At 43.8% G+C, this 22,902-nt stretch carries 20 protein-coding genes and 2 tRNA genes; all 22 read right to left on the reverse strand.

The window, feature by feature from the left end:
- Window positions 1-26: 26 nt before the first annotated feature.
- Entirely contained in the window at window positions 27-1,562 is a 1,536-nt protein-coding gene (locus V6984_RS20970; RefSeq protein ID WP_342757541.1) for an RNA-directed DNA polymerase, read from the reverse strand.
- A 21-nt stretch (window positions 1,563-1,583) separates the two neighbouring features.
- A complete protein-coding gene (locus tag V6984_RS20975) occupies window positions 1,584-2,348 on the reverse strand; it encodes a radical SAM protein (protein WP_342757542.1) in 765 nt (254 codons plus the stop codon).
- Between the two features lie 4 nt (window positions 2,349-2,352).
- On the reverse strand, window positions 2,353-3,192 hold the full coding sequence (gene tcmP, locus V6984_RS20980) for a three-Cys-motif partner protein TcmP (protein WP_342757543.1): 840 nt from the start codon (window positions 3,190-3,192) through the stop codon (window positions 2,353-2,355).
- 416 nt (window positions 3,193-3,608) lie between these two features.
- Window positions 3,609-5,024: a group II intron reverse transcriptase/maturase gene (gene ltrA / locus V6984_RS20985; protein ID WP_342757544.1), complete on the reverse strand. Its 1,416-nt coding sequence runs from the start codon at window positions 5,022-5,024 to the stop codon at window positions 3,609-3,611.
- Between the two features lie 383 nt (window positions 5,025-5,407).
- Window positions 5,408-5,767, reverse strand: coding sequence for a recombinase family protein (locus V6984_RS20990; RefSeq protein WP_342757545.1), 360 nt, complete (start codon window positions 5,765-5,767; stop codon window positions 5,408-5,410).
- Between the two features lie 216 nt (window positions 5,768-5,983).
- Window positions 5,984-6,067: transfer RNA gene (locus V6984_RS20995), tRNA-Leu, on the reverse strand.
- Between the two features lie 19 nt (window positions 6,068-6,086).
- Window positions 6,087-6,168: transfer RNA gene (locus V6984_RS21000), tRNA-Tyr, on the reverse strand.
- A 36-nt stretch (window positions 6,169-6,204) separates the two neighbouring features.
- Window positions 6,205-8,334, reverse strand: a complete 2,130-nt coding sequence (locus V6984_RS21005) for a glycoside hydrolase family 13 protein (protein ID WP_342757546.1) — start codon at window positions 8,332-8,334, stop codon at window positions 6,205-6,207.
- A gap of 420 nt (window positions 8,335-8,754) precedes the next feature.
- Window positions 8,755-10,635 carry an ATP-dependent zinc metalloprotease FtsH gene (gene ftsH, locus V6984_RS21010; protein WP_425324266.1) on the reverse strand — a complete coding sequence of 627 codons (1,881 nt, stop codon included), beginning with the start codon at window positions 10,633-10,635 and terminating at the stop codon, window positions 8,755-8,757.
- A gap of 34 nt (window positions 10,636-10,669) precedes the next feature.
- On the reverse strand, window positions 10,670-11,212 hold the full coding sequence (hpt, locus tag V6984_RS21015; RefSeq protein ID WP_342757547.1) for a hypoxanthine phosphoribosyltransferase: 543 nt from the start codon (window positions 11,210-11,212) through the stop codon (window positions 10,670-10,672).
- Window positions 11,213-11,270: 58 nt separating this feature from the next.
- On the reverse strand, window positions 11,271-12,716 hold the full coding sequence (tilS, locus tag V6984_RS21020; protein ID WP_342757548.1) for a tRNA lysidine(34) synthetase TilS: 1,446 nt from the start codon (window positions 12,714-12,716) through the stop codon (window positions 11,271-11,273).
- 265 nt (window positions 12,717-12,981) lie between these two features.
- Window positions 12,982-14,208 carry a SpoIIE family protein phosphatase gene (locus V6984_RS21025; RefSeq protein WP_342757549.1) on the reverse strand — a complete coding sequence of 409 codons (1,227 nt, stop codon included), beginning with the start codon at window positions 14,206-14,208 and terminating at the stop codon, window positions 12,982-12,984.
- A 213-nt stretch (window positions 14,209-14,421) separates the two neighbouring features.
- Window positions 14,422-14,727, reverse strand: coding sequence for a septum formation initiator family protein (locus tag V6984_RS21030; protein ID WP_342757550.1), 306 nt, complete (start codon window positions 14,725-14,727; stop codon window positions 14,422-14,424).
- 92 nt (window positions 14,728-14,819) lie between these two features.
- The gene (gene yabQ / locus V6984_RS21035) at window positions 14,820-15,308 is read right to left on the reverse strand and encodes a spore cortex biosynthesis protein YabQ (RefSeq protein ID WP_342757551.1); all 489 of its coding nucleotides are present in this window, start codon (window positions 15,306-15,308) and stop codon (window positions 14,820-14,822) included.
- A gap of 7 nt (window positions 15,309-15,315) precedes the next feature.
- The gene (gene yabP / locus V6984_RS21040) at window positions 15,316-15,606 is read right to left on the reverse strand and encodes a sporulation protein YabP (protein ID WP_342757552.1); all 291 of its coding nucleotides are present in this window, start codon (window positions 15,604-15,606) and stop codon (window positions 15,316-15,318) included.
- 105 nt (window positions 15,607-15,711) lie between these two features.
- Window positions 15,712-15,951 (reverse strand): RNA-binding S4 domain-containing protein, encoded by a 240-nt coding sequence (locus V6984_RS21045; RefSeq protein ID WP_342757553.1) that lies wholly within the window; start codon window positions 15,949-15,951, stop codon window positions 15,712-15,714.
- Between the two features lie 500 nt (window positions 15,952-16,451).
- A complete protein-coding gene (locus V6984_RS21050) occupies window positions 16,452-16,727 on the reverse strand; it encodes an HU family DNA-binding protein (protein WP_342757554.1) in 276 nt (91 codons plus the stop codon).
- Between the two features lie 192 nt (window positions 16,728-16,919).
- A complete protein-coding gene (locus V6984_RS21055) occupies window positions 16,920-17,576 on the reverse strand; it encodes a MazG family protein (protein ID WP_342757555.1) in 657 nt (218 codons plus the stop codon).
- Window positions 17,577-17,586: 10 nt separating this feature from the next.
- Window positions 17,587-19,002 carry a PEGA domain-containing protein gene (locus tag V6984_RS21060; protein WP_342757556.1) on the reverse strand — a complete coding sequence of 472 codons (1,416 nt, stop codon included), beginning with the start codon at window positions 19,000-19,002 and terminating at the stop codon, window positions 17,587-17,589.
- A gap of 55 nt (window positions 19,003-19,057) precedes the next feature.
- A complete protein-coding gene (locus tag V6984_RS21065) occupies window positions 19,058-20,098 on the reverse strand; it encodes a CotS family spore coat protein (RefSeq protein WP_342757557.1) in 1,041 nt (346 codons plus the stop codon).
- Between the two features lie 87 nt (window positions 20,099-20,185).
- Complete coding sequence (locus V6984_RS21070) at window positions 20,186-21,523, reverse strand: CCA tRNA nucleotidyltransferase (protein ID WP_342757558.1); 1,338 nt, start codon at window positions 21,521-21,523, stop codon at window positions 20,186-20,188.
- A 64-nt stretch (window positions 21,524-21,587) separates the two neighbouring features.
- Window positions 21,588-22,790, reverse strand: coding sequence for an acetate kinase (locus tag V6984_RS21075; RefSeq protein ID WP_342757559.1), 1,203 nt, complete (start codon window positions 22,788-22,790; stop codon window positions 21,588-21,590).
- Window positions 22,791-22,902 lie beyond the last annotated feature (112 nt).

The following is a 22,902-nucleotide window of genomic DNA, read 5'->3' on the forward strand; positions in this document are numbered from 1 at the left end:
GGGAAAATTACGCTCACATCTGTTGCTTATTGCTCTTTTGCCCACTTTGATAATACATCCATAAACGGACGCGAAAAACCACATCTATTAATGAAATATTTTCTCTCTTCATCTGGAAGGTTAGAAACGCTGTAAATATACGCCATTTGTTGCCACGACTCCATATTGATGTAGTTTTCCTTTTGTTCGCGCAACCAATCTGTTGCTTGATTCTGTTTAGCAGCCAATATAATTTCCCTACGTACAAAAGATTCCGAGCGAGGATAGGCATGTATTAACGAGGCAAAATGATTTATATAAGGATTCTTGGTAAACAGACTTAGGAGTAGTAGCCTGAAGTATTCGCTACTTTGAACGATATCTGTGCTCAGTAACCGCAATATATGCTCCCCAATTTCCTTCCATTTTTCATTGGGGATTTTTTGAACAGAACCCAGATACATGCACACATTAGCAAAACACGGAGTTAGTTTATCAATATTTTCAAGAGTTACATCAATCCCACCCGGATGGCCAATTTGGGTTAGTCTGCGATAAAACCAACGAAGACGATCAAACTCGATAGTAGGGCTACTCAGGTACTCGGAAATAATATTCCGTACAATATCATCGGTTATACTACTCCAATCCTCATCACTGATATCTCCATAAAAAACTAATCTATATGGATCTCCGTGTGAGTATTTATTAATTAGTTTTAGAACCGAGTCCTCTTGCTTACTTATAGGCCTATCTTCAATCATGTCAGCGCATAAAGATTTAAACTCACCAGCTTTGTACAATTTTGTTTTATGCCGCTGCAGCATTAATCGCTGTTGTTTATCTAATGTTGCTGCAACCTTAGACAATGTTATTTTTGCCTCCAGTTCATTTTCACAAAATACAATAATATCATCCACATATCTGATGAAATCCATGCCTTGAGCACATAGACTATTGTCGATTGGAATCATTGCAGCCTCTGCAATTAAGTGAACAGGATGCGGACCAACTGGTATGCCACGAGATACGCCTGCGGTCGTACTTTCAAGAAGCTTTATTATCCATTTAGTTTCTTGGTTAGGTAAGCCTGATTCGATTAGTTGGTTTTCTACGGTGTGGTGGTATATTTGATTATAATAATCTGCAATATCGCAATATAAAATTGTTTTACGTGGACTACTTTTCTTGTTAGCAGTACGCCAAAACTTGTTCCACATATCACGATCTTGATAAAAACCGTGTTGCATATCTGGATTAAAGCGATAACTGAAAACAATATTACTTGAAAGCCGACGTTGTTCAATTAAAGCACCATATTGATAAATGATGGAAGATAATACAATACTGTCCTGAGGATCTAACTGCGTAGCTTGTCTATATGATACTTCATCTTTTGGAACAATAAAGCGGCGATGAGCTCCTACTTCAAGTTGCGACAAATCAGCCGTAGATAGCTTGTCAGCTAACAAATCCGCTTTATCTTTTACGGCATCAAACTCCAAAATTCGCGGAAACAAATCTCCGTCAGAATGTTTTTGAATAAACTCTATAGCCCAAACCAAACTATCTTTTGTGATCATAGTCGCTCCTCATAAATTATATCATTTCTCTGTTATTGTGCCATCTTTAATGTGAAAAGCGATATTTCTTTCTTCGCAAAATTTAACCACTATCGCCGCCTGCTCATTATAGAACTGTTTGTGCTGTTTATAGGAGCTAATTTCTTTGCTATAGTTTGTTCGACCAAAAATAATCCTATCTGTAAAAGCAATAGCTTCTAAAATAACATTCAAGTTTTGTTCTATCAAGTTCGGAGTAGGATATGGCTCCACACTAACCCACGTTTTGCACCCCTGATCATGTAATGCTTTTAATGCTGCAAGGCGCTCTGTATATGGAGCGGCGCCGGGTTCAATACGTTCGCGATATGCTTCATCCAGCGAAATAAACGTTATCCCATACTCATTGTTTTTAGAATAACCTGCTAATGCAATAGGAAGTAAGCCTTTAGTGAGGACGGTACACTTTATCCCAGCATCGTTCAATTTTTTTATAGCTGCAAGACTCATTTGCTCTACTTCCTCATAGCCGTACATGAACGGGTCTGTTGTAAAGCAAAGGTGAACAGATTTAATTTTTGATTTCATCCTTGGAATTTCTCTGTCAAGAATTTCAAGTGTGTTACTTACCAAATATGGCTCTAACCATTCCTCATATGAAGCAACCTTTCCAAATCGCTTCTTTTGTAAGAATGCATAACACGGGTACTTGCAACCGTGTGAACATCCCTGCACATGGTTCATGGTATAATCACCATATTCTACACCCGTTTTATAAAGCATAGTTTTTCTTAAGATTGTATTCATAGCTTTACAGCTTCTCCTTTAAGATGTGATTGGCTATTCTCAATGCCAACCGTTGGGCAGCTTCATTTTTGCTGGCTACTGCAAAGCAGAACAGAAAAATAGGCGATTGCTTGGTATTGCGAAATACCCTTGGCTTTGGTGCAACGGCGGGAAATACCTTTTGAAGGCGTTGAAAGATATACTCTTTGAGCCCCTCGGTATTGATATCCTTCACAATTGATGTAGTCCCGAACAAATTAAGTTGTGGATCTTCTTTGTAAAATTCGGTTTGCCACTCATGATCCCCTAACAAACGGTCAATACATTCAACCCAAGTGCTATCTAATTGACCGTCTTTTCGAAGTAATCGTTGTAATGCTTGAAAAGGGAATAAGTACCAGACATCAATTGCTTCAGTTTTAGCAACGTTTTCTAAGGTTATCCATGCTACTTGTGTAGCATATGGATCCAAAAAAAGCAGTGCTCGATTATATCTCCAATCAATTGATCTGCAAATTTTTGAAAGCTCATTGTTGGCATCGCCTGCGAGAATAGTGACTTTGTGCTTTAGGAACGTAAATTCAGTATCAACCATCTTTTGTAAAGCCGCTGCTTTGTCGGTATCGGCCTCAATAAAATAGTATTTGTCAAATTGCAATTGCGAAGAGAGTGCGATCCTTGCTGATCCGGCTATCATCTGGGCTCCATCTCGTGAAGTAATATTTCCTGTCCCAGCAAAAGCGTCAATATAGACTTTTTTAAATTTGAAATTTTTAAGAGCCTTCAGATACGCTTCAAGATAACTTGAAAATATGTCTAACTTCTCAATTGTCCAATCTCCGCCGAATTTTTGCTCGCTCCCCATTCCTCCACCTCACAATTGCACTTATTTGAATATACATTTTTATTATAGCATTAAAATTCCAGAATGAATAGATTTTAAATGCAGATTTATATCCAGTCCATGCATAATGTCAATACAATTATTACTTTTTATCAAGATTTTTGAAATTCCCTGCGATACAACCTGTTCTTTAAATTCAGCTAATCCCAACTCCATACAAATTAAATCCTTAATGTCAATATCGGTAATAGTCTCAGAACATTTACATACTGACTGCTTACCCCTCTCTACCCGGTCAGCACAGCGCCAGACTATCTCGCCGCTCGATCTTGTAATACGTCGATAGTTGCTACCGTATTCAGCACAATCGAGTAGGAGGCGGTGATTAACCGCCGTCCTCTCACAGCACCGTGCGTACCGTTCGGTACACGGCGCTTTCAATAGTTGATGTGCACAGACTGATAGCCTGGGGCTAAGTCATAAAAGCCACTGTTTATCAGTCTTTCTTTTGTTAATGCTCTGTTGACCGCACCCATACCCGATACATACCAGTATTTCCTTCGACTATTGGCCGCTTGGTGTGCAAAATATTCGGGTATACCAAGCTTCATCAGATTGCGTTTCTTGGTTTTCGGTTTCTTCCATTGTTTCCAAATACACATACGTATCCGATGGTAGAGCCATCCATTGAGGTCCTCGATGGGGTTCTTCATGTCTGCCATTCCGTAATAGTTAAGCCATCCTCTGGCATATACCTTTATCTTTTCGAGTGCCGGCCGTATGCTCTGAACAGTCCTTCGGGAAGAAAGTTCTCTCAGTTTGGATTTAAACTTCTTCCATGACTTCGGATGAACTCGGACATATATGCCCTTTCCATTCCTTCCCAATGCGAAGCCAAGGAATTTAAAATTTCGGATTGCAAACACACTGACCACACGACTTTTCTCTTTGTTTACGGTCAGCTTTAGCTTTCCTTCCAGATAATCCGTGCTTGTCTCCAAAAGTCTCTTTGCGGCTCTTTCGCTCTTAGCTAACAGGACGATATCGTCTGCATAGCGTACGAACGGAACTCCTCTCTTTTGGAACTCTTGGTCAAACTCATTAAGGTAGACATTTGCCAATAGTGGCGACAGATTGCCGCCCTGTGGCGAACCTTCCTCCGTGTCTACGACTACTCCATCTTCCATGACACCACTCTTAAGATACCTCTTAATCCACTGTATCACCCTTTCATCCTTCACATTTCTCCGAAGAATGTTCAGCAGTAATTCGTGGTTCAAGGTGTCAAAGTACTTCGAAAGGTCAACTGATACTCCATAGCGATAACCCTCTTCTGCATACTCTTTCACCTTAATGATGGCATCTTTCGCACTTCTTCCCGGGCGGTAACCGAAGCTTCCATCCGAGAATCGCGCTTCGTAAATCGGCATCACTTGTTGTGCAATGGCTTGTTGAAAAATGCGGTCTTTGACTGTTGGAATACCAAGCTTTCGCATTCCACCTTCTGCTTTCGGGATTTCTTTGCGTCTTACCGGGTCGGGTGTATATTTCCCTTTGTATATCCTCTCAATAATGACTTCTTGATTATCCCTTAGGTATACACCAATCTCATCAACGGTTATTTCGTCAATTCCCGGCGCTCCCTTGTTTGCCTTTACCCTTTTATAAGCTCTGTTTAGGTTATCCTTAAACAGTATCTTCTCCAAGAGTTCTGGCGGTTCCATGTATGGAACTATGCACCTGTCCTTTTCTTTCCATATCGAGCGGAATGACCTCCGCACTTCCGCATACCCTTCATGTTCCGCACTATCTCTTTGCGGACAGTCTCTGTTACCAGAGTTTTCTGCCTTCATCAGCCATTCCTCCTTTCTCGGTCATACTAGGGACTCCTACTGATTCGGTCCTTCACCTCTCGGCTAATACGACCTCTGCTGACTTCTGTATGTTCAGTATTACCTTGCGATAATAGTTACCTTTTTTCCAAGGCGTTCCATACAGATCTCCCCGGGTACTCGCACGTTGCTTCTCTCCATCCATCTGCCATATTTACCACAATCAGTTCTGTGTAGTTATTGGGCTTCGACTTGTGATGCAGCCTTACCCCTGATTATAGCCTGATATGATTTCTGTGCGTCAGACCAGAGATTTGCCATCCAGCTTCCTTCAGATTCGCAGTCACCCACGACACCCTTGCCATTGGCTATGTCCTTCCCACTACCGGGCGGACTCGGGACTTTCACCCGTTGAAACGTGCGCCCGCCGGGCGCACAACTAAAAGACCACTTAGTACGTTCTGCGAACTGTACCGGGTGGTCTTTCTCTGTGTGAAGCCATCGCTATTCGTTTGTGCGTTAGTGCGGGTATCTTTTTCAAATTGAGCTGCTACGAATATTTCCATTGAAATAGCATAAGGCACATACTTGCCGTTGCTCAGTATTTTATCAATTACAGATCGTGACCATTTTAGATTGCCAGACGGAGCGGTTACTTGGTCAGATTCGAGCTTGTTGGCAATTACACCCAAGCTGGCGCCATCAATATAGTATTGATATATTCTTTGCACCACCTTAATATGTGAGGCAATCGTCCTCACCATACCATCAGGTGTTTTACAAAGCCATAAGGTATTGCCATCGTTGTTCCGTCCTTTCTTTAAAGTTAAAAATAGTTAGGTTTATAAGCAAAGACGAACATAAAACCCGTGCATATATAAGTTTATACTTGACGCTATGCCGAAATATACAGTGAAAAGCCACTTTTGAGCATAGAAAAAGACAGCCCCGTCTATTAAAAAACAGGTCTGTCTTTTTGCTGCTGGTGGCCGGACTTGAACCGGCACGGGATTGCTCCCGAAGGATTTTAAGTCCTTTGCGTCTGCCTATTCCGCCACACCAGCAAGGTGTGCCGATACCAAATGGATGGAGGTGGATTCGAACCACCGAAGCAATTTGCAGCAGATTTACAGTCTGTCCCCTTTGGCCACTCGGGAATCCATCCACATTTCATGTGGTTCCTGTCAGTTATATCATATCGCTATTTAAATTGCAAGAACTTTTTCATCGTCTTTTTAGGGGATTTAAGGACAATACATGCCGTTGGAGGCAGTGTTACTTTGACCTTGCCGGAAATAATAGGATATTCCTTCTGCTCCGTATTATAGCCTGTTTTCGACGTCAGAATCAAACGTGTCATTACTCCCTCTTTGGGCGTGCCTAAGTACCATACCGGAATCTCCTGTGTCACCTCATGGTCATTGTTGTTGATTAAGATAAGTGATTGTTCCTGCCTGTTGAAACGTCCGTATGCGAGGACGTTTCTCTCTGTATCCGGGTACCATTTAATGGAGCCGGTCAGAAATTCCTTATTCTTCTTATGTATCTGAATCATTTCCTTATGAAAAGCGATCAGCTCTTCGTCCTCGCTGCCCCACGGATAAGTTCTCCGGTTATCCGGATCGGTAAAGCCTGCCACACCTGCTTCATCCCCGTAATATATGGTTGGAGCGCCGGGCCACGTCATCTGGATAACTACCGCTTCCCGCAAAACAGCTTTGTCCACGCCCTCATTTGCAGCCTCAGGACCATGGGTGCTGGTTCTTCCCACCTTTTTATTCGTCCGGGTAAGAAACCTGGAATGGTCGTGATTGGACAATTCGTTCATCGCGATATACGCAGAGGGCATCGTCATATTAGCACCGTTATAAATCATAGCTCCCCAAAAGCTGTCAACGTCTCCAAGCATATCTTCTCTATAATCATCACTGTGCTTCTGCATTCCCGTCAAAAACCATGTTACAGGCTCCATAAAGGCATCGTAGTTCATAATGGTATCCCATTCATCACCGTGCAGCCATTCTTTCGGATTGCCGTAATGCTCAGCAAGCACTATGGCGTTAGGATTCGCTTCCTTTACGACCTTATGAAACTGTTTCCAGAAATAATGGTTATATTCCTGCGAGTGTCCCAGATCCGCGGCCACATCCAGACGCCAGCCATCTACATTGTAAGGTGCAGAAACCCATTTTTTCGCAATATACATGACGTAATCAAACAAGTCCCTGGAACCCTCGAAATTAAGCTTAGGAAGGGTATCATGTCCCCACCAGCCGTCATATGTACTGTTATAGGGCCATGCGTTCTTATCCTGAAATGAGAAATAATTGCGGTATGGGCTTTCCTTGGATACATATGCTCCCTTTTCATAACCCTCGGCATTCTCATAAATTCTCTCTCTGTCCATCCACTTATTGAAAGAACCGCAGTGGTTGAACACCCCGTCCAGTATGACCTTCATACCTCGCCGGTGCGCCTCCTCCACCACTTGAACAAACAGCTGGTTGCTGGCCTCCAAATTGGCCTTGTTGGTCACCCTGTTAATGTATCTGGAAGCAATCCGGTTCTCCTGACCCGGGTCCAGCAAGCTTCCTCCATCCTCTACAATTCTTCCGAAATGGGGATCGATGTAATCGTAGTCCTGAATATCGTATTTATGATTCGAAGGGGATACGAACAACGGATTAAAATAAATGACATCCACTCCCAAATCCTGCAAATAGTCCATTTTGTCCAAGACTCCCTGTAAGTCGCCGCCGTAGAATTCTCTCATCCCTACTTTCGCCGGATACTTGTTCCAGTCTTCTACCTTTACCGAGTTCTCCCCGATATAGCAATATTCATTGGTCAGAACATCGTTAGAAGTATCTCCGTTATAGAAACGATCCACATATATCTGATACATGACCGCCCCCTTAGCCCAGTCCGGAGTCTTATAACCGGGTATTAGCCGGAACTCAAAATGCTTATCCATATTCTTCATGGCCCCGCCGCAGTTATAATAACAGACAAGCTTTCCTGCCTGAATCTCGAAATGATATGCTATTTCTCTGTCTTCCAACTGTACTGTATGGATGTAATAATCAAAACAATCATCGGATTCAGCTTTGACCATCATATGCTTTTCATTGTTGCATACGAAAAAAACCTTATCCACATTATTTTTTTCCGTTCGAAATTTTACAGTGATCTCTCCATAAGCACTGGGTTCCGGAGGATATACATAATCCTCGCTCATATCGCTGAATAAAGCTCTTCTATTAAAAACAGGACGCATTCTGGATATATAATGCTGGTCATATTCGATTTTAGAAAATCCATTTAAGTCCATAGTTGTTCTCCTACTACACTTGCTAAAAACTATTCTATACTATATATTGTGGATATTCAAGCAATTCTATACCTGTTATTATTTCAGAACAAAAGTGTGCTTCAGCAGTACAGCTTTTGTTCCGCGCGCGTAGCTGCGCATCTATCGGTTCTATAATAGGATACTTTCCTATTATAGAACAGTAAAAAAGACAGCCTGTCGATCTGCTGCCTTTTTTAGAGAAGGTATTTCTTTCTTATGGGGTATAGCAAAAAACTATATAATGTATTGGGGGGGTTACAAGTAGTATAATAGCATAGCCTACATTATGCGTAAATACCAAGGATTCACAAATATTACAAAAACAAAGTCGCATTTTTGTATATTTTCCACAATGGCATCGTTTCCTCACACTTCTCCGCCCCATTTCGTACATTTTTACTATTCTGCGGTAAGTTCCTCTGCTACAGAAGTCTGTATATGAAACAGCGCTTCGAACTCATCTCTGGAAATCTTCTCCTTTTCCAAAAGCAGATCTGCACACTTATGGAGAACACTCAGATTCTCCACAATAATCGCCTTCGCCTTCTGATAACAGCTGATGATGATTTCCTTTACTTCTTTGTCGATTTCACCTGAAACAAGCTCACTATGATTCTTCGCATGTGCCAGATCCCGCCCGATAAATACTTCGTCATCGTCGTCGTCATAATTTATTACGCCGATATTGTCCGACATGCCGTATCGGGTCACCATTTTTCTCGCGACCTTAGTGGCCTTTTTAATATCGCTGGAAGCTCCCGTAGTAATATCATCGAAAATAATCTCTTCAGCTATCCGGCCGCCCAGGGATACCATAATATCCTGCATCATTTTTCCTTTGGTCAGGAACATCTCGTCTTTTTCCGGCAAAGGCATTGTGTAGCCGGCCGCGCCTAAGCCTGTAGGGATGATGGATACCGTGTATACCGGTCCCACATCCGGAAGTACATGGAATAAAATCGCATGGCCCGCCTCGTGATATGCGGTAATCCTTTTCTCTTTATCCGAAATGACACGGCTTCGTTTCTCCGAGCCGATGCCCACCTTAATAAAGGATTTCTTAATGTCGTCCTGCTTTACGAAAGCACGGTTATCCATCGCCGCATTGATAGCCGCCTCGTTCATAAGGTTTTCCAGATCCGCACCGGTAAAACCTGCCGTAGTCTGCGCGATCTGCTCCAGATTGACGTCCTCGGAAAGAGGCTTGTTTTTGGAATGTACCTTTAAGATCTCATTTCTTCCCTTCACATCGGGTGGGCTTACCGTAATCTTTCTATCGAAACGTCCGGGTCTTAAAATAGCCGGATCTAGAATATCTACGCGGTTTGTGGCCGCCATGACAATAATACCTTCATTGGCGCCAAAGCCGTCCATTTCCACCAGCAGCTGATTGAGTGTCTGCTCCCTTTCATCATGACCGCCGCCCATACCGGTACCGCGTCGTCTCGCTACGGCATCGATTTCATCGATAAATACGATACATGGAGAATGCTTCTTAGCATCCGCGAACAAGTCACGCACTCTGGAAGCACCTACACCGACGAACATTTCTACGAAGTCAGAACCCGAAATGCTGAAAAACGGCACGTTAGCTTCTCCTGCAATAGCTTTTGCAAGCAAGGTCTTACCGGTTCCCGGAGCACCCTCCAATAGCACGCCCTTGGGAATCCTTGCTCCTACCTTTGTGAACTTGCCCGGCTCCTTTAAGAAATTAATGATTTCTTCCAGCTCTTCTTTCTCCTCCTGAAGCCCGGCCACATCCTTAAGCGTGACCTTACTGTCCATAGAAAGTCTGGCGCGGCTCTTTCCGAAATTCATCATCTTGCCGCCGCTGCCGCTGTTAGCGTTCTGCGCGTTCATCATGACAAAAAAGAAAACACCCACTACCAGCACGAGCAGCAGAGGGAACATACTCGTCATAAACCAATTTTCCCTCGGAATATCCTTCACCTCCGGGTCCAGCCCATAGGATACCAGTTCTTTTTCTATTTCATTTACGTCCGTAGCGTATAACGTCTTTTCCTCTCCGCTGTTAAGCGCAACTCTGACAATTCCGGTAGGAGTTTCCTTATTAGGCTGAATCACCGCCTCAAGCACCGATCCCGCTTCCAAATCCTTTGTCATCTCTCCTCTGGTATAATCGGTCTCTTGTCCGTTCAAACTTCTGAACATCCATGCCGCGAGGAAGAGAAGACTTAAGATAACTAAAAAATACGTATTTAAATTCTTCTTATTATTCAAAATCAACCTCCTGTCCGCATCCGTCCGCCTATCCGGCATGCCCGTTTTCATGCGAACATTTATAAACTATATGTTAATCTATTACTTCTTCATCTTCAAACTCCACAACGCCGATATATGGAAGATTCCTATATCTCTGGTCATAATCCAGACCATAGCCCACTACGAATTCATCGGGAATCTGGAAACAGGTATAATCCACATGAACATCCACGACCCTCCGCTCCGGCTTGTCTAACAGCGTACAGAGCTTCAGGCTCTTAGGACCTCTGTCCCTGAGCATCTCAAGCAGATAGCTGAGCGTTCTGCCCGAATCGATAATATCCTCCACCACGAGCACATCCTTGTCCTTCAGGGGCTCGTCCAAATCCTTCACAATTCTGACGACACCGCTGGATTTCGTCTCACTTCCGTAGCTGGATACGGACATGAAGTCCAAAGATACGGGAACAGTGATCCTCTTGGCTAATTCACACATGAAGAAGCTGCCGCCCTTCAAAACGCAAACAAGGTGAACCTGCTTTCCTTCATAATCCCTGCTGATCTGCTCGCCAATTTCCTGGATTTTTTTATCTACCGCTTCCTCGGATAGCATAACTCTTACTTTCTCTGACATTTAATGTCCTCCTCTTAATAAATTGTATCTGCAATGTTACAGCGCGCCCCAACTGTCGCTATGAAGCCGAAGGCTGAACAGTGACCTGCAAGATACATTTTGTATATTCTGTCACTTTATAATATTGACTGATGCGATGCCCCGGCACCCATAAGATATGACTGCCGTCCGCTAATACATAAAGTTCCCCTCTTTTGTTTTTCGGAATTTTTTCTCCTATCATATAATCTTTTAAAGTTTTTCTCGATAAACCTTCGTTAATGGTAAGATAATCTCCGGTTTCTCGCGTTCGAAACAGTAAAGACCTAGTTATTCTATCATAATCAAACCATTTCGTATATGATTTTTCGGGAATAATTTGAGTTTTTTCATGGGAAAATAAGGAAAATTCTACCATTCCAAGTCCTGGAACGAATATACATCCGGGAATGGAAACCGGCACAGCTTCTATCTCCTTTTGCCCCTGAGACAGACTTCTTTGGAGGTTTCCATCGAATAGTATCAGACGGTCATATTCCTTCATCGCCGTCAGCCCGTAAGGTAAAGATATCTGCTTGCTTCCCTGTTTATCCAGCAGCTTTCTTATTTCTTCTACATGGACAGATGTGATATCCTTTCTGCTTTCCGTAAGCTCCTCCAGAGCTTTTAACAGCACCTGCTTTTGCATAAAAGGCTCCTTCGAGGCGAGCCTGTCCGCCTGAAGTACGATTTTCAAAGGCTGCGTCCTGCAAGATTCATCCTCCTTAGCCAGACATTCGTTGTATACCTCTAGAGCCTGCTTTTTAATATATTCTTCTGTTTCCAGAAGCATATCGGCAGCTTCCCACATGTGCGCGGCCGCTCCGCTGCATATTTCCTTCTCCGCAAAAGGAAGAATATAATTGCGAATCCGGTTTCTTGTATAAGTATCTTCCAAGTTCGTATGGTCTATGCAAAAGGAAACTTGATTTTCATTCAAGTATTCCTCAATTTCTTCCCTCTCCAAACACAATAAAGGACGAATGATATTTCCTCTCACCGGTTTTATTCCGCTTACTCCTGAAAGGCCCGTTCCGCGAAATAAGTGAAACAGCATCGTTTCTACTCTATCGCCCGCATTGTGCGCAACAGCAATTTTGCCGCTCATAGTTTCGTTTTTTACATTTTCTTCCAGAATATGTGCAAAGGCTCTATAACGCACCATGCGTCCGGCTTCTTCCTCCGAAAGCTTTTCGTCTTTCGCAAGCTCCTTCACATCCTCTTCGATGAGAAAAAACGGCAGGTTCCGCTCTTTACACAACTCTTCCACATATGCTGCATCCCTTTTTCCCTCTTCGCGTATGCCATGGTTCACATGTACGACGATAAGCTTCAAGGGCATCTCCTTCGCCAATTCACAAAGCATCAGCAAAAGGCATACGGAATCAGCGCCGCCCGATACCCCCAGAACAACGGTATCACCCGACACTATCATCCGATATTTTTCTATATATGCTTTTACCTTCGAAAAAATTCTTTCGTTCATTGGATTCCTTTTACGCAGATATAAATTAGGGTATTCTATACACCAAATTCCACATTTTAGTCTTATTATCTATATTAGTCAATTTAACGAAAAAAATCAATGCTTATATAACCCCACCCAGCCATTGTTACTGTTCACTCCGTTCACAGTAACTCATGATTTCCGCATTTAAATTCGCTTCGCGAAGCGGAAATCATCTCTCGAATCACGTTCTTACGCAGCTTAACAGCGAGTGTTAAGCTGCTGTGTGAACAGTAACCAGCCATCAACAATTCTCCCATATCCCTGTCACCATCACTGTCATATCGTCCCGAATCCTTCCTTTGCTTTGATGCAGACAAAAGTTCAGTATATAATTTGCCATTTCTCCCGGGTTTTTTAACGCGGCCTTTCCGATGACCTCAGGTAAAATATCTTCGCCGATTCCCTGTGCGAGCGCATCCGTTATGCCGTCCGAGAGCATGATGATATAATCTCCGTCCACCAGTCTGCGCCTCGTCGTCTCCATATCCATTTCATAGAAAACTCCAAGCGGAAGATTTCTCGCCGATATTTGGTCCACCAAGTGTTCCCTTTTGATATAAGAAGGTGCAGAGCCTATCTTGATGAATTCACATACGCCAGTATATAAGTCGATCTGACACAAATCCAGTGTGGACATATTCTGTGCCTCGCCTACCGCGATAAGGGAACCGTTGATCATCTGCACAGCAGTCTCCTTGCAAAATCCAGCCTCTAAAAATTTCTCAATTAAATCCACTACAAATTCGCTGTCCTTGCATGCTTTTTCGCCGGACCCCATTCCGTCAGACAGAATTGCGGTCAGGCTTCCTTCCTTTTCCTCTACAAAGGCGTAATTATCTCCGGATACGCTCTCCGTCTCCTTTACCGCCTTCGCCACTCCGGTAAGCACATGGAACTTCGGTTCATCCATATATTGATAGCTGTCCCATTCCTTTCCCACGAAAATAGAACAGTTTTTTGCCGGCATAAGCCGACAGTTTAACAGTACGGACAGAAGGTTTCCCACCTCGTCCACGCCGGGAGCCGTTCCTTTCAGGGCACGCATGACAATGTTCAGTTCCTTGCGCCCATCCTCCTTTTCCAGCATACAAATATCCTTTAACAGCACATCTTCTTCTTTCAGTGCATGAGCCAGTTGCTTGATCTTACGATCGCTTATATGTACCGGCTTGTAAGCCTCTTCTGCCACTTGCGTCATAATCTGAGCCATTTCATTTAAATGATCCGCCATCAGATCGCGGTTTTCCACAAGCCTCCTTTTCCACAAGAACTCCTGCCTGTCATCTACCAGTGCCTGCTCGTCCTCTTCCTCTTTTTGCATATCGGTAAATGTATTCGCCAAATCCCGAAAAGAATCTGCATACATTAAAAGTTTCCTTTTTCCATATTCCGGCAATACGCTGTCAAAGGGCGCCTCCCCGTTCACAAGCTGTTTCTTCACTCCGCATCCCTCCACTATAATCTTCACCTGCCGCCTTCAAACCCGGACGCCAGTACAAACTGCCGTGTGAAACTTTCACACTACTCTTGTAAGGGAATATTATACAAGATGTGCTTTGCCGTATTTGTCAAAACCGGGGCAGGAATCTGATTTTTATTGCGACAAAAAATGCAGATACCGCTAAATCCGGTTACCTGCATTTATTATAAGCGTTCTTTATTCATTATGAGTGTTTTTTACTTATTCATCATCCTTAAAAATAATCTCGCCTTCGTGTACAAGGCCAAGTTTATCCTTTGCCACTTCCTCTATGTACTTTTTGGTCTGGGTATATTTCTCGTATTCAGCAATTTCCTCAGTCCGCTTCTGCTCATCGGCAAGCTGCTCGGTAAGCACCTGCTCCCTCACCTCGTATATGGCAATCTTCTGTTTCAGCTCAATGCTGTTTATAGCTACCACAACCAGCATCATAACGACTACCGTTGTAACCAGAAACATGCCGAACTTATTCTGATTTCTCTTACGGTAAGCTGCCCGTCTCGCCATAATAGCCTCCCTGCCTTTCTTCTCCGACTGCAAACCTCAAGATGAGTGTGTTTTACTCAAGATAAGTATCCTGCTTATTGCGTATAAACGCCTTAATGTTTACATAATGTTATTTTAAGCATTTTTATGCAAACCGTCAACTTATTTTTTGTATATTTTACCAGTTTACGCTTCTTTCTAAGCAAAACCACACTGAATTTCTTTATTTTTTTTAACAGCCAAACTATCGGTCTAAATATAAAACCGAATATTTTCCTAACCACATATATCTCTTTTTCTATGCAGACAGATATAATTTTTACGAAATGATCACCGATGATTTTTTTATATATGAGCATTCCCATAGCCGCTCCGAAAACCGCAAACCACCTGAGTATACCGTTATTCTCTTCATATAGCATATAAAACACTGCGATAGCGCAGGCTACCCAGAATACAAAGTCCTCCAGGGACACAAAAAAAGGTCTGTGCCGAAAAAGTCTCCGCCAAATGAGCAGAAAATCGTATACAAAGGTAATGAAGATTCCCATTAAAATAGAACTGAGCAGAAAGTACACCTCGTTTATAATGTCCTGACTCATGCCTCACCTATTTAAACAGCCTTGAAAAAAGGGATTCTCCCTTGCCGCCGTAACCCGTTACCTCCGAATAGGTTAAGCTGTCAATCTTACCATCGATATCCACCTCTCCCTTATCCAGCGTCAGCCGGCTGACATGCAGATCCCCGCCCTTGATCATCAGCATCCCCTGGTCGGTCTCCAAAAGTACCTCTTTGATATCGAAGGACAGCACGTCGCTTACGCCACTGATAGTACATGTCCTCCTATTTGTAAGCATCAATTTATGTGTACGCTGCTTCGCAGTATTTAAATCCTCCATAAGAAACCCCCTCATATGTGAGTTCCTGAAATTATCAGGCAATGTACTTTACCGCCTTAGAATTTCTTCTCACAGTTCTCTTATAGATTATATGAGAGGCTCTTTTTAAATATACCGAAACAATTCCTTCGCTTCATCTTTTTTCACGGTTTCCTGTACGTCCAGCACTTCCACCTTTACATCCTTGTTGCCGAACTGAATCGTAATGACATCCCCTTGCTTCACATTGGAGGAGGCCTTTGCCGGCCTGTCGTTGATCAGCACCCTTCCGGCATCACACGCTTCGTTCGCTACTGTACGCCTCTTGATAAGGCGCGAAACCTTTAAATATTTATCCAGACGCATCGCTTATTCTCCTTTATTGTAGTATAGCGTTAGGTAATTGCGAAACTCGTTACCTTCACCAATTTTATGTGCCATTTCATAACTTAGCTAAAACTTTCCACGGTGTGTTTGTTTTTGCCTCCTTTAGTGAGCGGCTTGTATTTTCTTAAGGAAACCGACGCTCTCAGGGAAAACGCCGCAAGGATGAGGCGTTTAGGCAGCGCGCACATGGAGGTGCTTTGCTGCCGACCCGTCCGCTTATGACTGCTTCAAGGTTTCCTTTAAAAATACAGCCGCAAACGCCGGAGGAAAAAACAAATCCACCGTGAAAAGTTGTCGATAAATATAATCTGGCACATAAAATTTGCATAATATAATAGTTTCGCAAATGACTATGTAGTATAGCGAAATCATTTCTATAGAGATTAGTGTCTCAAAAGTCCTTTTTACCAACTTTCACAGGCAATAGGAACAAAAAAGAGAACCTGTCTCCAGATTCTCTTAACATTCAGCATTCGCTATTATGCGTTAACACTATCCTTTAAAGCTTTTCCTGCTTTGAATTTAGGAGCCTTGGAAGCTGCAATTTTCATAACTTCGCCGCTCTGAGGATTTCTACCTTCTCTTGCTGCTCTCTTGGAAACTTCAAACGTACCGAAGCCTACTAACTGCACTTTACCGTCTTTCTTTAATTCGTCTGCTACTACATCCGTAAAAGCCTTTAAAGCCTTCTCTGCGTCTTTTTTGGATAATCCAGCCTGATCAGCCATAGCTGCAACCAATTCTGTTTTGTTCATGATGAACTCCTCCTGTTATAATCAGTTTTCGTATTATTCTTCTTAGCAATCCCCTCTTGGAAACGCCTATACATATTTATAGACGTTTTTCGCCGGTTTGTCAAGGGAAATCTAGCTTTTTTGCCCTATTTTTCAAGCTTTTTCCAGTGGTTCGTATTTATCTATAAGATCTTCTATCCTATCGGTTAAAATCTATTCCCCCGATGTGTTGAATTGCCTCGCTATATCACATATATTTATGAGCATATCACCGATTATTTTCTCCGCCTCGCCGCCTTCTTCCTCAGGGCGGCATTGTGCCATTTTTTTAACGGCCTCCTCCAATGCATTTACGCTTGAAGCATAAGTGTTTCCCGCTCCGTATAGCTTGTCCACCTTTTTCAACACCTTTGAAGCCCGCGTAAGCGCGGGGAGTTCCATAGGAATCTCACGTAACGGGGACTCTATCCACGTCCTGCCCTCTTTTTCTTTCTTCTTTATCTCATCCCAGCTGCTGCGGATGCTTTCCTCATCCTTCGTCCCGCTCTCTCCGAAGACGTGGGGATGTCTCCTTATCATCTTACGGCTTATTTCATCAATGACATCCTCAAGCGCAAAGAGGTTTTCCTCCTTGGCTATCTGTGAATGCATTACTACCTGCAGGAGAATATCTCCTAATTCCTCCCGCATATTTTCCACATCGCCGGTCTTATCATAAATACGGATGGAGGCAACGAGCTCCGCTGCCTCCTCCATCATACAAGGCTTTAAGCTTGCGTGGGTCTGCACTCTATCCCAAGGGCATCCCTCTTCGCTTCTCAAAGTCTCCACTATCCGGATAAAATCTTCCATAGAATATTGTCTGTCCATATTTCTCCCGTTAATTGCCGCTTACAGAGTTATCACTTACGGAATTACCGCTTACCGTACTGCTGGAGGAGCTATTGCTGCTCACTGTCGTGCCGGTGCCATCCTCCTTCACTAAGTCCGTAAAGGAATAGGTCACGTCCTTCTCCTCATCATCAATCTGAACCGTATAGCTCTTTGTTACATATCCGGTCTTTCTGAAGGTTATCGTATGGGTACCCGCCTCTTTCTTGAAGTTAACAGGTGACATTCCTACATAAATGCCATCCAGATATACTTCCACATCGGAAGGCGAATCGATATATACTCTGTATGAGCTGGTCAGTTCATTGGAGGATACGCTGGAAGAGTCATCTGTTTCCTCCGCTTCTCCCTCCTCTAAGGTGACGCTTATGCTGGCTAATTCCTGACCCATTTTAATATACTGGGTAACCGTCTCATAGCCGTCCGCCTTGGCAATCATCTGATGTACACCATACTCCAGTTCTACCGGCCCGGTGATATCCACCTCACTGCCATCGATGTAAACAGTGGCCTCACTGGGGGTTACGGCGAAGATGATCTTACCGGTTTTAGGCGCTTGTGCCTTTACGTCGCTGACATCTAAGGTAACCTCTTGATTTCTATAAATAGTAACCTTTTTCGTCTCATCGATACCCGCTGCTGTCAGATGCACGTCATAGGTTCCCTCCGGCACTGCCAGAAGCATATCCTCCGCAATCTGACAGATGACGCTCTGACCTACCTCTATCCACCCGTCCTTTAGATATTCATCGTCACTGAGGCGCAGATAACCATGCCCCTGCTCCACCAATACGCTGTACACCGTATTGCCTACGCCGCTTATTGTTACAATATCTCCCTTTACAATATCCTCGAATTGAGCTTCTTTATCTTCAGAGGTAACCACTACGTCATTTCTCAGGCTATAAACACTGCCGCCGATTGCCGCACTTCTATTTATGGTATCAAAATCATACTTCTCTACATTTTCGAAAATCCATGCATTTGCGGACAAATTCATCTGCGCCAGCTTCTTCTTTGCTTTCAAAAAGGTCACATCTACGATATCTCCGCTCTTCATCTGAGTCATCGCCAGCGCGCCGCCGTACTTATCCGTAATAACGGTGGTTCCGTCATAGGTAAGCGTGTAATCCTTTCCCGTCTCTATATTCATAAAGGTAATGCTGCCACTTTCTAAGTCCAGCTTCCTTATGACAGCCGTATCCGCTGAATCATAGCTTCCGGGCTTCGCAATGACAAATCCTGAATCATAGCTTTCATCCGTGGCTTCATGCGCCATACCTACCTTACCTTCGATGGGAATACCTCCTGCCGCAACCATGCCCGCAGTCAATATCAAAAGCACCGCCGCCGTAAAAACAATCGGCCTGCCCTTTCCAGTCCTCTTTCCAAAATTACCGCGCATGAATACACCTCCTCATTTGTTGTGTTACCGTTCCTTATATCCTTGTTATTATATACTAATCTGCCTCAAAAGAAAAGCATGCGTAAGTACTTTTATAATTTTCCAGGAAACTGATTTTAGCTTGCTCCTGCTCCAAAAGCTTCTCCAGCTTTTCCAGATTGCGCCCCGGAATCCATGCCTTTCCCGAATTATAATAGAAATTCACGATCTTCCAGAATTTCTCAGGATATATGAAGCGGTAATACAGATGGGTATAATCCACAGGCGACATAGCTCTCTCGCCGCTGTACGCCTCCAGTAAAGTTATTCCAAGCTCCTTCGACCAGTCGCTCTTTTCTAACAGCTTACGCATAAAAAGGTACAGATCCCGCACAGGGCTATCTTTAATACATTTCTCGAAGTTGATGACTGCGAAGGTCTGCTCGTCGTTATTCCATGCAGCATTGCCGGAGGGTACAAGGATATTATGATACTGGTAGTCGCCGTGGCATATGACGCAGGAACTTTTCTCCTGTCCGGAAGCCGTTTCCCTCAAATAAAATCGAACCTCTTCCGTTACCTGAAGTGCAAGGTCGAAGAAATAGTCGTAATGCTTTAACAGAAATATTTCGAAGTTGGTCTTCTGGCTTTTCTCCCTAAGAAATTTTCTTACCTTGCGCAATTCTTTATTATGCTTCTCATATTCCTTATCAATTTTAAAACCTACATCCTCGTAGCTTCCCTGAAAACCGGATATATTGGAGGCATTATGAAGGAGGGCCAATGTTTTTACAGCTTGTATACATTCCTTGGTGTCACGAATGTTACATTCCCTGCCGTCAAAGTAGGTCTTTAATATGTATGGCACCTTATCCTGATCGTATACGATCAGCTCCCCGTCCTTAGACTTCAGAATGGACTCTACCATATTAAAACCCTGCTTTTTTATGAAATTAAGCAGCGCATCCTGAAAAAATATCTTATCCCTGGGGCCTGCATATTCCTTTAAAATAAGCAGACCCTTGTCGGAGTCGCATAAAATCGCTCCTCTTCCTTTCCACGTTCGAAGCACGTCTATATCATAATTTTCAAGCACGCCGACTGCCCTGTCATTCACGTGAATACCCCCCATATCGTAGTTCTATCCTATCTTATGAGATGATATAGAAAAGTATTCATCTATTGTTTTTCACATAATTGGAATTCAATCAGGCCGCTTTATCTCTCGGGCGTACTTCAGGAGTTCTTCTTTGTTATTACGTTCAGGCTCCTCTAATACTACTTCAAGCAGCTGCTTCAGGACCTCTCCCAGTTCTCTTCCCGGCGCCATTCCGTCAGCAATGAGGTCACTGCCTGTTACAGCGAGAGTTTTAAGGGAAACGCACTCCTTCGCCGCTAATACTTTCTCATAGATCCCGCGAAGCTGAGAAAGGGCATTAAGCTTTTCTTCCCTTTCATAATCGCTCTGCGCCAAGGCATCCGCAAGCTTAACGGCAAAGAGATAAGGGAAAATATCTTCTCCTATTTTATAAATGGCTCTTCGCACGCCTCTGGCAGACAAATGCACGTCACAATCGTGATAGCGCACCAGCCTGGACACCTTATAAATCGTATCGTTATCGAATTTCAGCCGGCGCAGCACTGCTTTAGAGATATCCTCACCCACCGTCCCGTGATTATAAAAATGGTCCACGCCAGTATCGTCCGTAGTTCTCGTCTCCGGCTTTCCCACATCGTGAAACAGCATTGTCAGCCGCAGCACTTTATCCGCCTCTATCTCCTGCATGGAATACAGGGTATGCTCTCCTACCGAATAGACATGATGAGGATTATTCTGGGGAGTCGCCATACAACGGTCGAACTCCGGCAGGATAACCCTCGTGATCCCCGTCTCATAGCAAACCCTGAGATAATCCGGATGAGGGGACAGAAGCAGCTTTACTAACTCTGTCTGAATCCGCTCCGCGCTGATATTTTTCAGATTCTCCGCCATCTCACCGATTGCCTTCTTCGTCTCTTCATGGATGATATATCCTAATTGCGCCGAGAAGCGGACCGCCCGCATCATGCGTAAGGCATCCTCGGAAAAACGTTCCTTGGGATTCCCTACACAGCGTATGACCTTCCTTCCAATATCCTGAATTCCTCCGAATACGTCGATCAGGCCACGGCTGTCGTTATATGCCATAGCGTTGACAGTAAAATCCCGGCGTTTCAAGTCCTCCACAACATCGGAGGTGAAAGTGACCTCCCTTGGATGCCTGCTGTCCTCATATTCCCCATCGATACGATACGTCGTTACCTCAAAGCCGTCCTTATCGATAAGAACGGTAACCGTACCGTGCTTGATCCCTGTATCCACGGTTCTTCTAAAAAGCTTCTTGATTTTATCCGGCTTGGCCGATGTGGTGATATCCCAATCGTCCGGCTTTCGCCCAAGAATCGAATCTCTCACACAGCCGCCTACCGCATAGGCCTCGTATCCGGCATTCTCAATAACCGCTATAATCTCTCTTACCTTTTCCGGCAGCTCAATATACATAAAAATAACTATGCCCTTTCCAAATACCCGCAGCCTCCCTGCCGCAGACACAAATTTGCGTCAGTTACATGCCCTTTATCAGCCTTACCGTTTCCCTCGCTATCGCCAGTTCTTCGTCTGTAGGCACTACCATCGTGACCACCCTCGCACCCTCATCGGATAGAATCACTTCTTTTCCCCGAAGCTTATTTTTCTCCTCATCGATATTGGTTCCGAGAAACCCAATATATTGTCCGATCAATTTACGCACCTGGGCATTATTTTCCCCCGCTCCTGCGGTAAAAGCGATGACGTCGACACCGTTCATCGCTGCCGCATAGGCACCGATATACTTTCCTACACGGTAAGCATAGGTTTCCAGTGCTGTCTGCGCGCTTTCGTTCCCAGCCTCAGCAGCCTCCGCCAAATCCCTGAAATCGCTGGAAAAGCCTCCTGATAAGCCCAGGACTCCCGATTTTTTATTGCATATATCGATTACCTCTTCCGCAGAGATATTTTCTTTTTTACTGATGAAAGTGATGATCGCAGGATCGATATCTCCGCTTCTCGTTCCCATAATCAAGCCTTCCAGAGGAGTCAATCCCATTGAGGTATCCACGGACTGTCCGTTCTTGACAGCGGATACACTGGCGCCGTTTCCCAAGTGGCAAACGATGATTTTTAACTCTTTCCTGTCTTTCCCAAGGATTTCTGCCGCTCTCCCTGAAACGAAATCGTGGCTTGTCCCGTGGAAGCCGTAGCGTCTTACCTTGTAATTTTCATAGTATTCATAAGGAAGGCCGTACATATACGCCTTCTTCGGCATAGTCTGATGAAAAGCAGTATCGAATACTCCTACCATCGGTACAGCCGGCATTACTTCCTTACAGGAGCGAATGCCGATCAAGTTGGCCGGGTTGTGAAGAGGTGCTAAATCATTGCATTCCTCCACCTGCTTTTGTACTTCCGCAGTAATGATAACGGAGGAAGCAAATCTCTCCCCGCCATGAACGATACGGTGACCCACAGCGTCTATTTCGTCGAGAGAGTGGATGACTCCCACTTCTTTATCCGTCAATGTTTCTATCACCAGCTTCACAGCCGCCGTGTGGTCAGGCATGTCCACCTCTTTTTTCCATTTTTCCTTATCCGCAGGCTGATGAATGATAGAACTTGCATCTATGCCTATCCTCTCACAAAGTCCTTTTGCAAGGACTTTCTCGCTTTCGCTGTCGATCAATTGATATTTCAGAGATGAACTTCCACAGTTAATAACTAATATATTCATTCTATCTATTCCTCCATGTTTTCGCACTAATCCTCTTATTCTATGCCGGTACTAAAAGCGTTACTGTGAACAGTAACCTTTGTTAAATATTTTACAATAATATGGGCTTTAT

Origin of the sequence: Kineothrix sp. IPX-CK (assembly GCF_039134705.1) — a bacterium.
GTDB classification, from domain to species: Bacteria; Bacillota; Clostridia; order Lachnospirales; family Lachnospiraceae; genus Kineothrix; species Kineothrix sedimenti.

Bases quoted from the DNA above. Each gene is read 5' to 3' on its own strand.
- V6984_RS21060 (WP_342757556.1), bottom strand. From the start codon at position 19,002: ATGCGCGGTAATTTTGGAAAGAGGACTGGAAAGGGCAGGCCGATTGTT.
- tcmP (WP_342757543.1), bottom strand. From the start codon at position 3,192: ATGGGGAGCGAGCAAAAATTCGGCGGAGATTGGACAATTGAGAAGTTA.
- hpt (WP_342757547.1), bottom strand. From the start codon at position 11,212: ATGTCAGAGAAAGTAAGAGTTATGCTATCCGAGGAAGCGGTAGATAAA.
- V6984_RS21050 (WP_342757554.1), bottom strand. From the start codon at position 16,727: ATGAACAAAACAGAATTGGTTGCAGCTATGGCTGATCAGGCTGGATTA.
- ftsH (WP_425324266.1), bottom strand. From the start codon at position 10,635: ATGCCGGATAGGCGGACGGATGCGGACAGGAGGTTGATTTTGAATAAT.
- V6984_RS20990 (WP_342757545.1), bottom strand. From the start codon at position 5,767: ATGGTGAGGACGATTGCCTCACATATTAAGGTGGTGCAAAGAATATAT.
- yabP (WP_342757552.1), bottom strand. From the start codon at position 15,606: ATGGAGGATTTAAATACTGCGAAGCAGCGTACACATAAATTGATGCTT.
- V6984_RS20970 (WP_342757541.1), bottom strand. From the start codon at position 1,562: ATGATCACAAAAGATAGTTTGGTTTGGGCTATAGAGTTTATTCAAAAA.
- V6984_RS21075 (WP_342757559.1), bottom strand. From the start codon at position 22,790: ATGAATATATTAGTTATTAACTGTGGAAGTTCATCTCTGAAATATCAA.
- V6984_RS20975 (WP_342757542.1), bottom strand. From the start codon at position 2,348: ATGAATACAATCTTAAGAAAAACTATGCTTTATAAAACGGGTGTAGAA.
- V6984_RS21070 (WP_342757558.1), bottom strand. From the start codon at position 21,523: ATGTATATTGAGCTGCCGGAAAAGGTAAGAGAGATTATAGCGGTTATT.
- ltrA (WP_342757544.1), bottom strand. From the start codon at position 5,024: ATGAAGGCAGAAAACTCTGGTAACAGAGACTGTCCGCAAAGAGATAGT.
- yabQ (WP_342757551.1), bottom strand. From the start codon at position 15,308: ATGAGTCAGGACATTATAAACGAGGTGTACTTTCTGCTCAGTTCTATT.
- V6984_RS21055 (WP_342757555.1), bottom strand. From the start codon at position 17,576: ATGGACAGACAATATTCTATGGAAGATTTTATCCGGATAGTGGAGACT.
- V6984_RS21005 (WP_342757546.1), bottom strand. From the start codon at position 8,334: ATGGACTTAAATGGATTTTCTAAAATCGAATATGACCAGCATTATATA.
- V6984_RS21030 (WP_342757550.1), bottom strand. From the start codon at position 14,727: ATGGCGAGACGGGCAGCTTACCGTAAGAGAAATCAGAATAAGTTCGGC.
- tilS (WP_342757548.1), bottom strand. From the start codon at position 12,716: ATGAACGAAAGAATTTTTTCGAAGGTAAAAGCATATATAGAAAAATAT.
- V6984_RS21045 (WP_342757553.1), bottom strand. From the start codon at position 15,951: ATGCGTCTGGATAAATATTTAAAGGTTTCGCGCCTTATCAAGAGGCGT.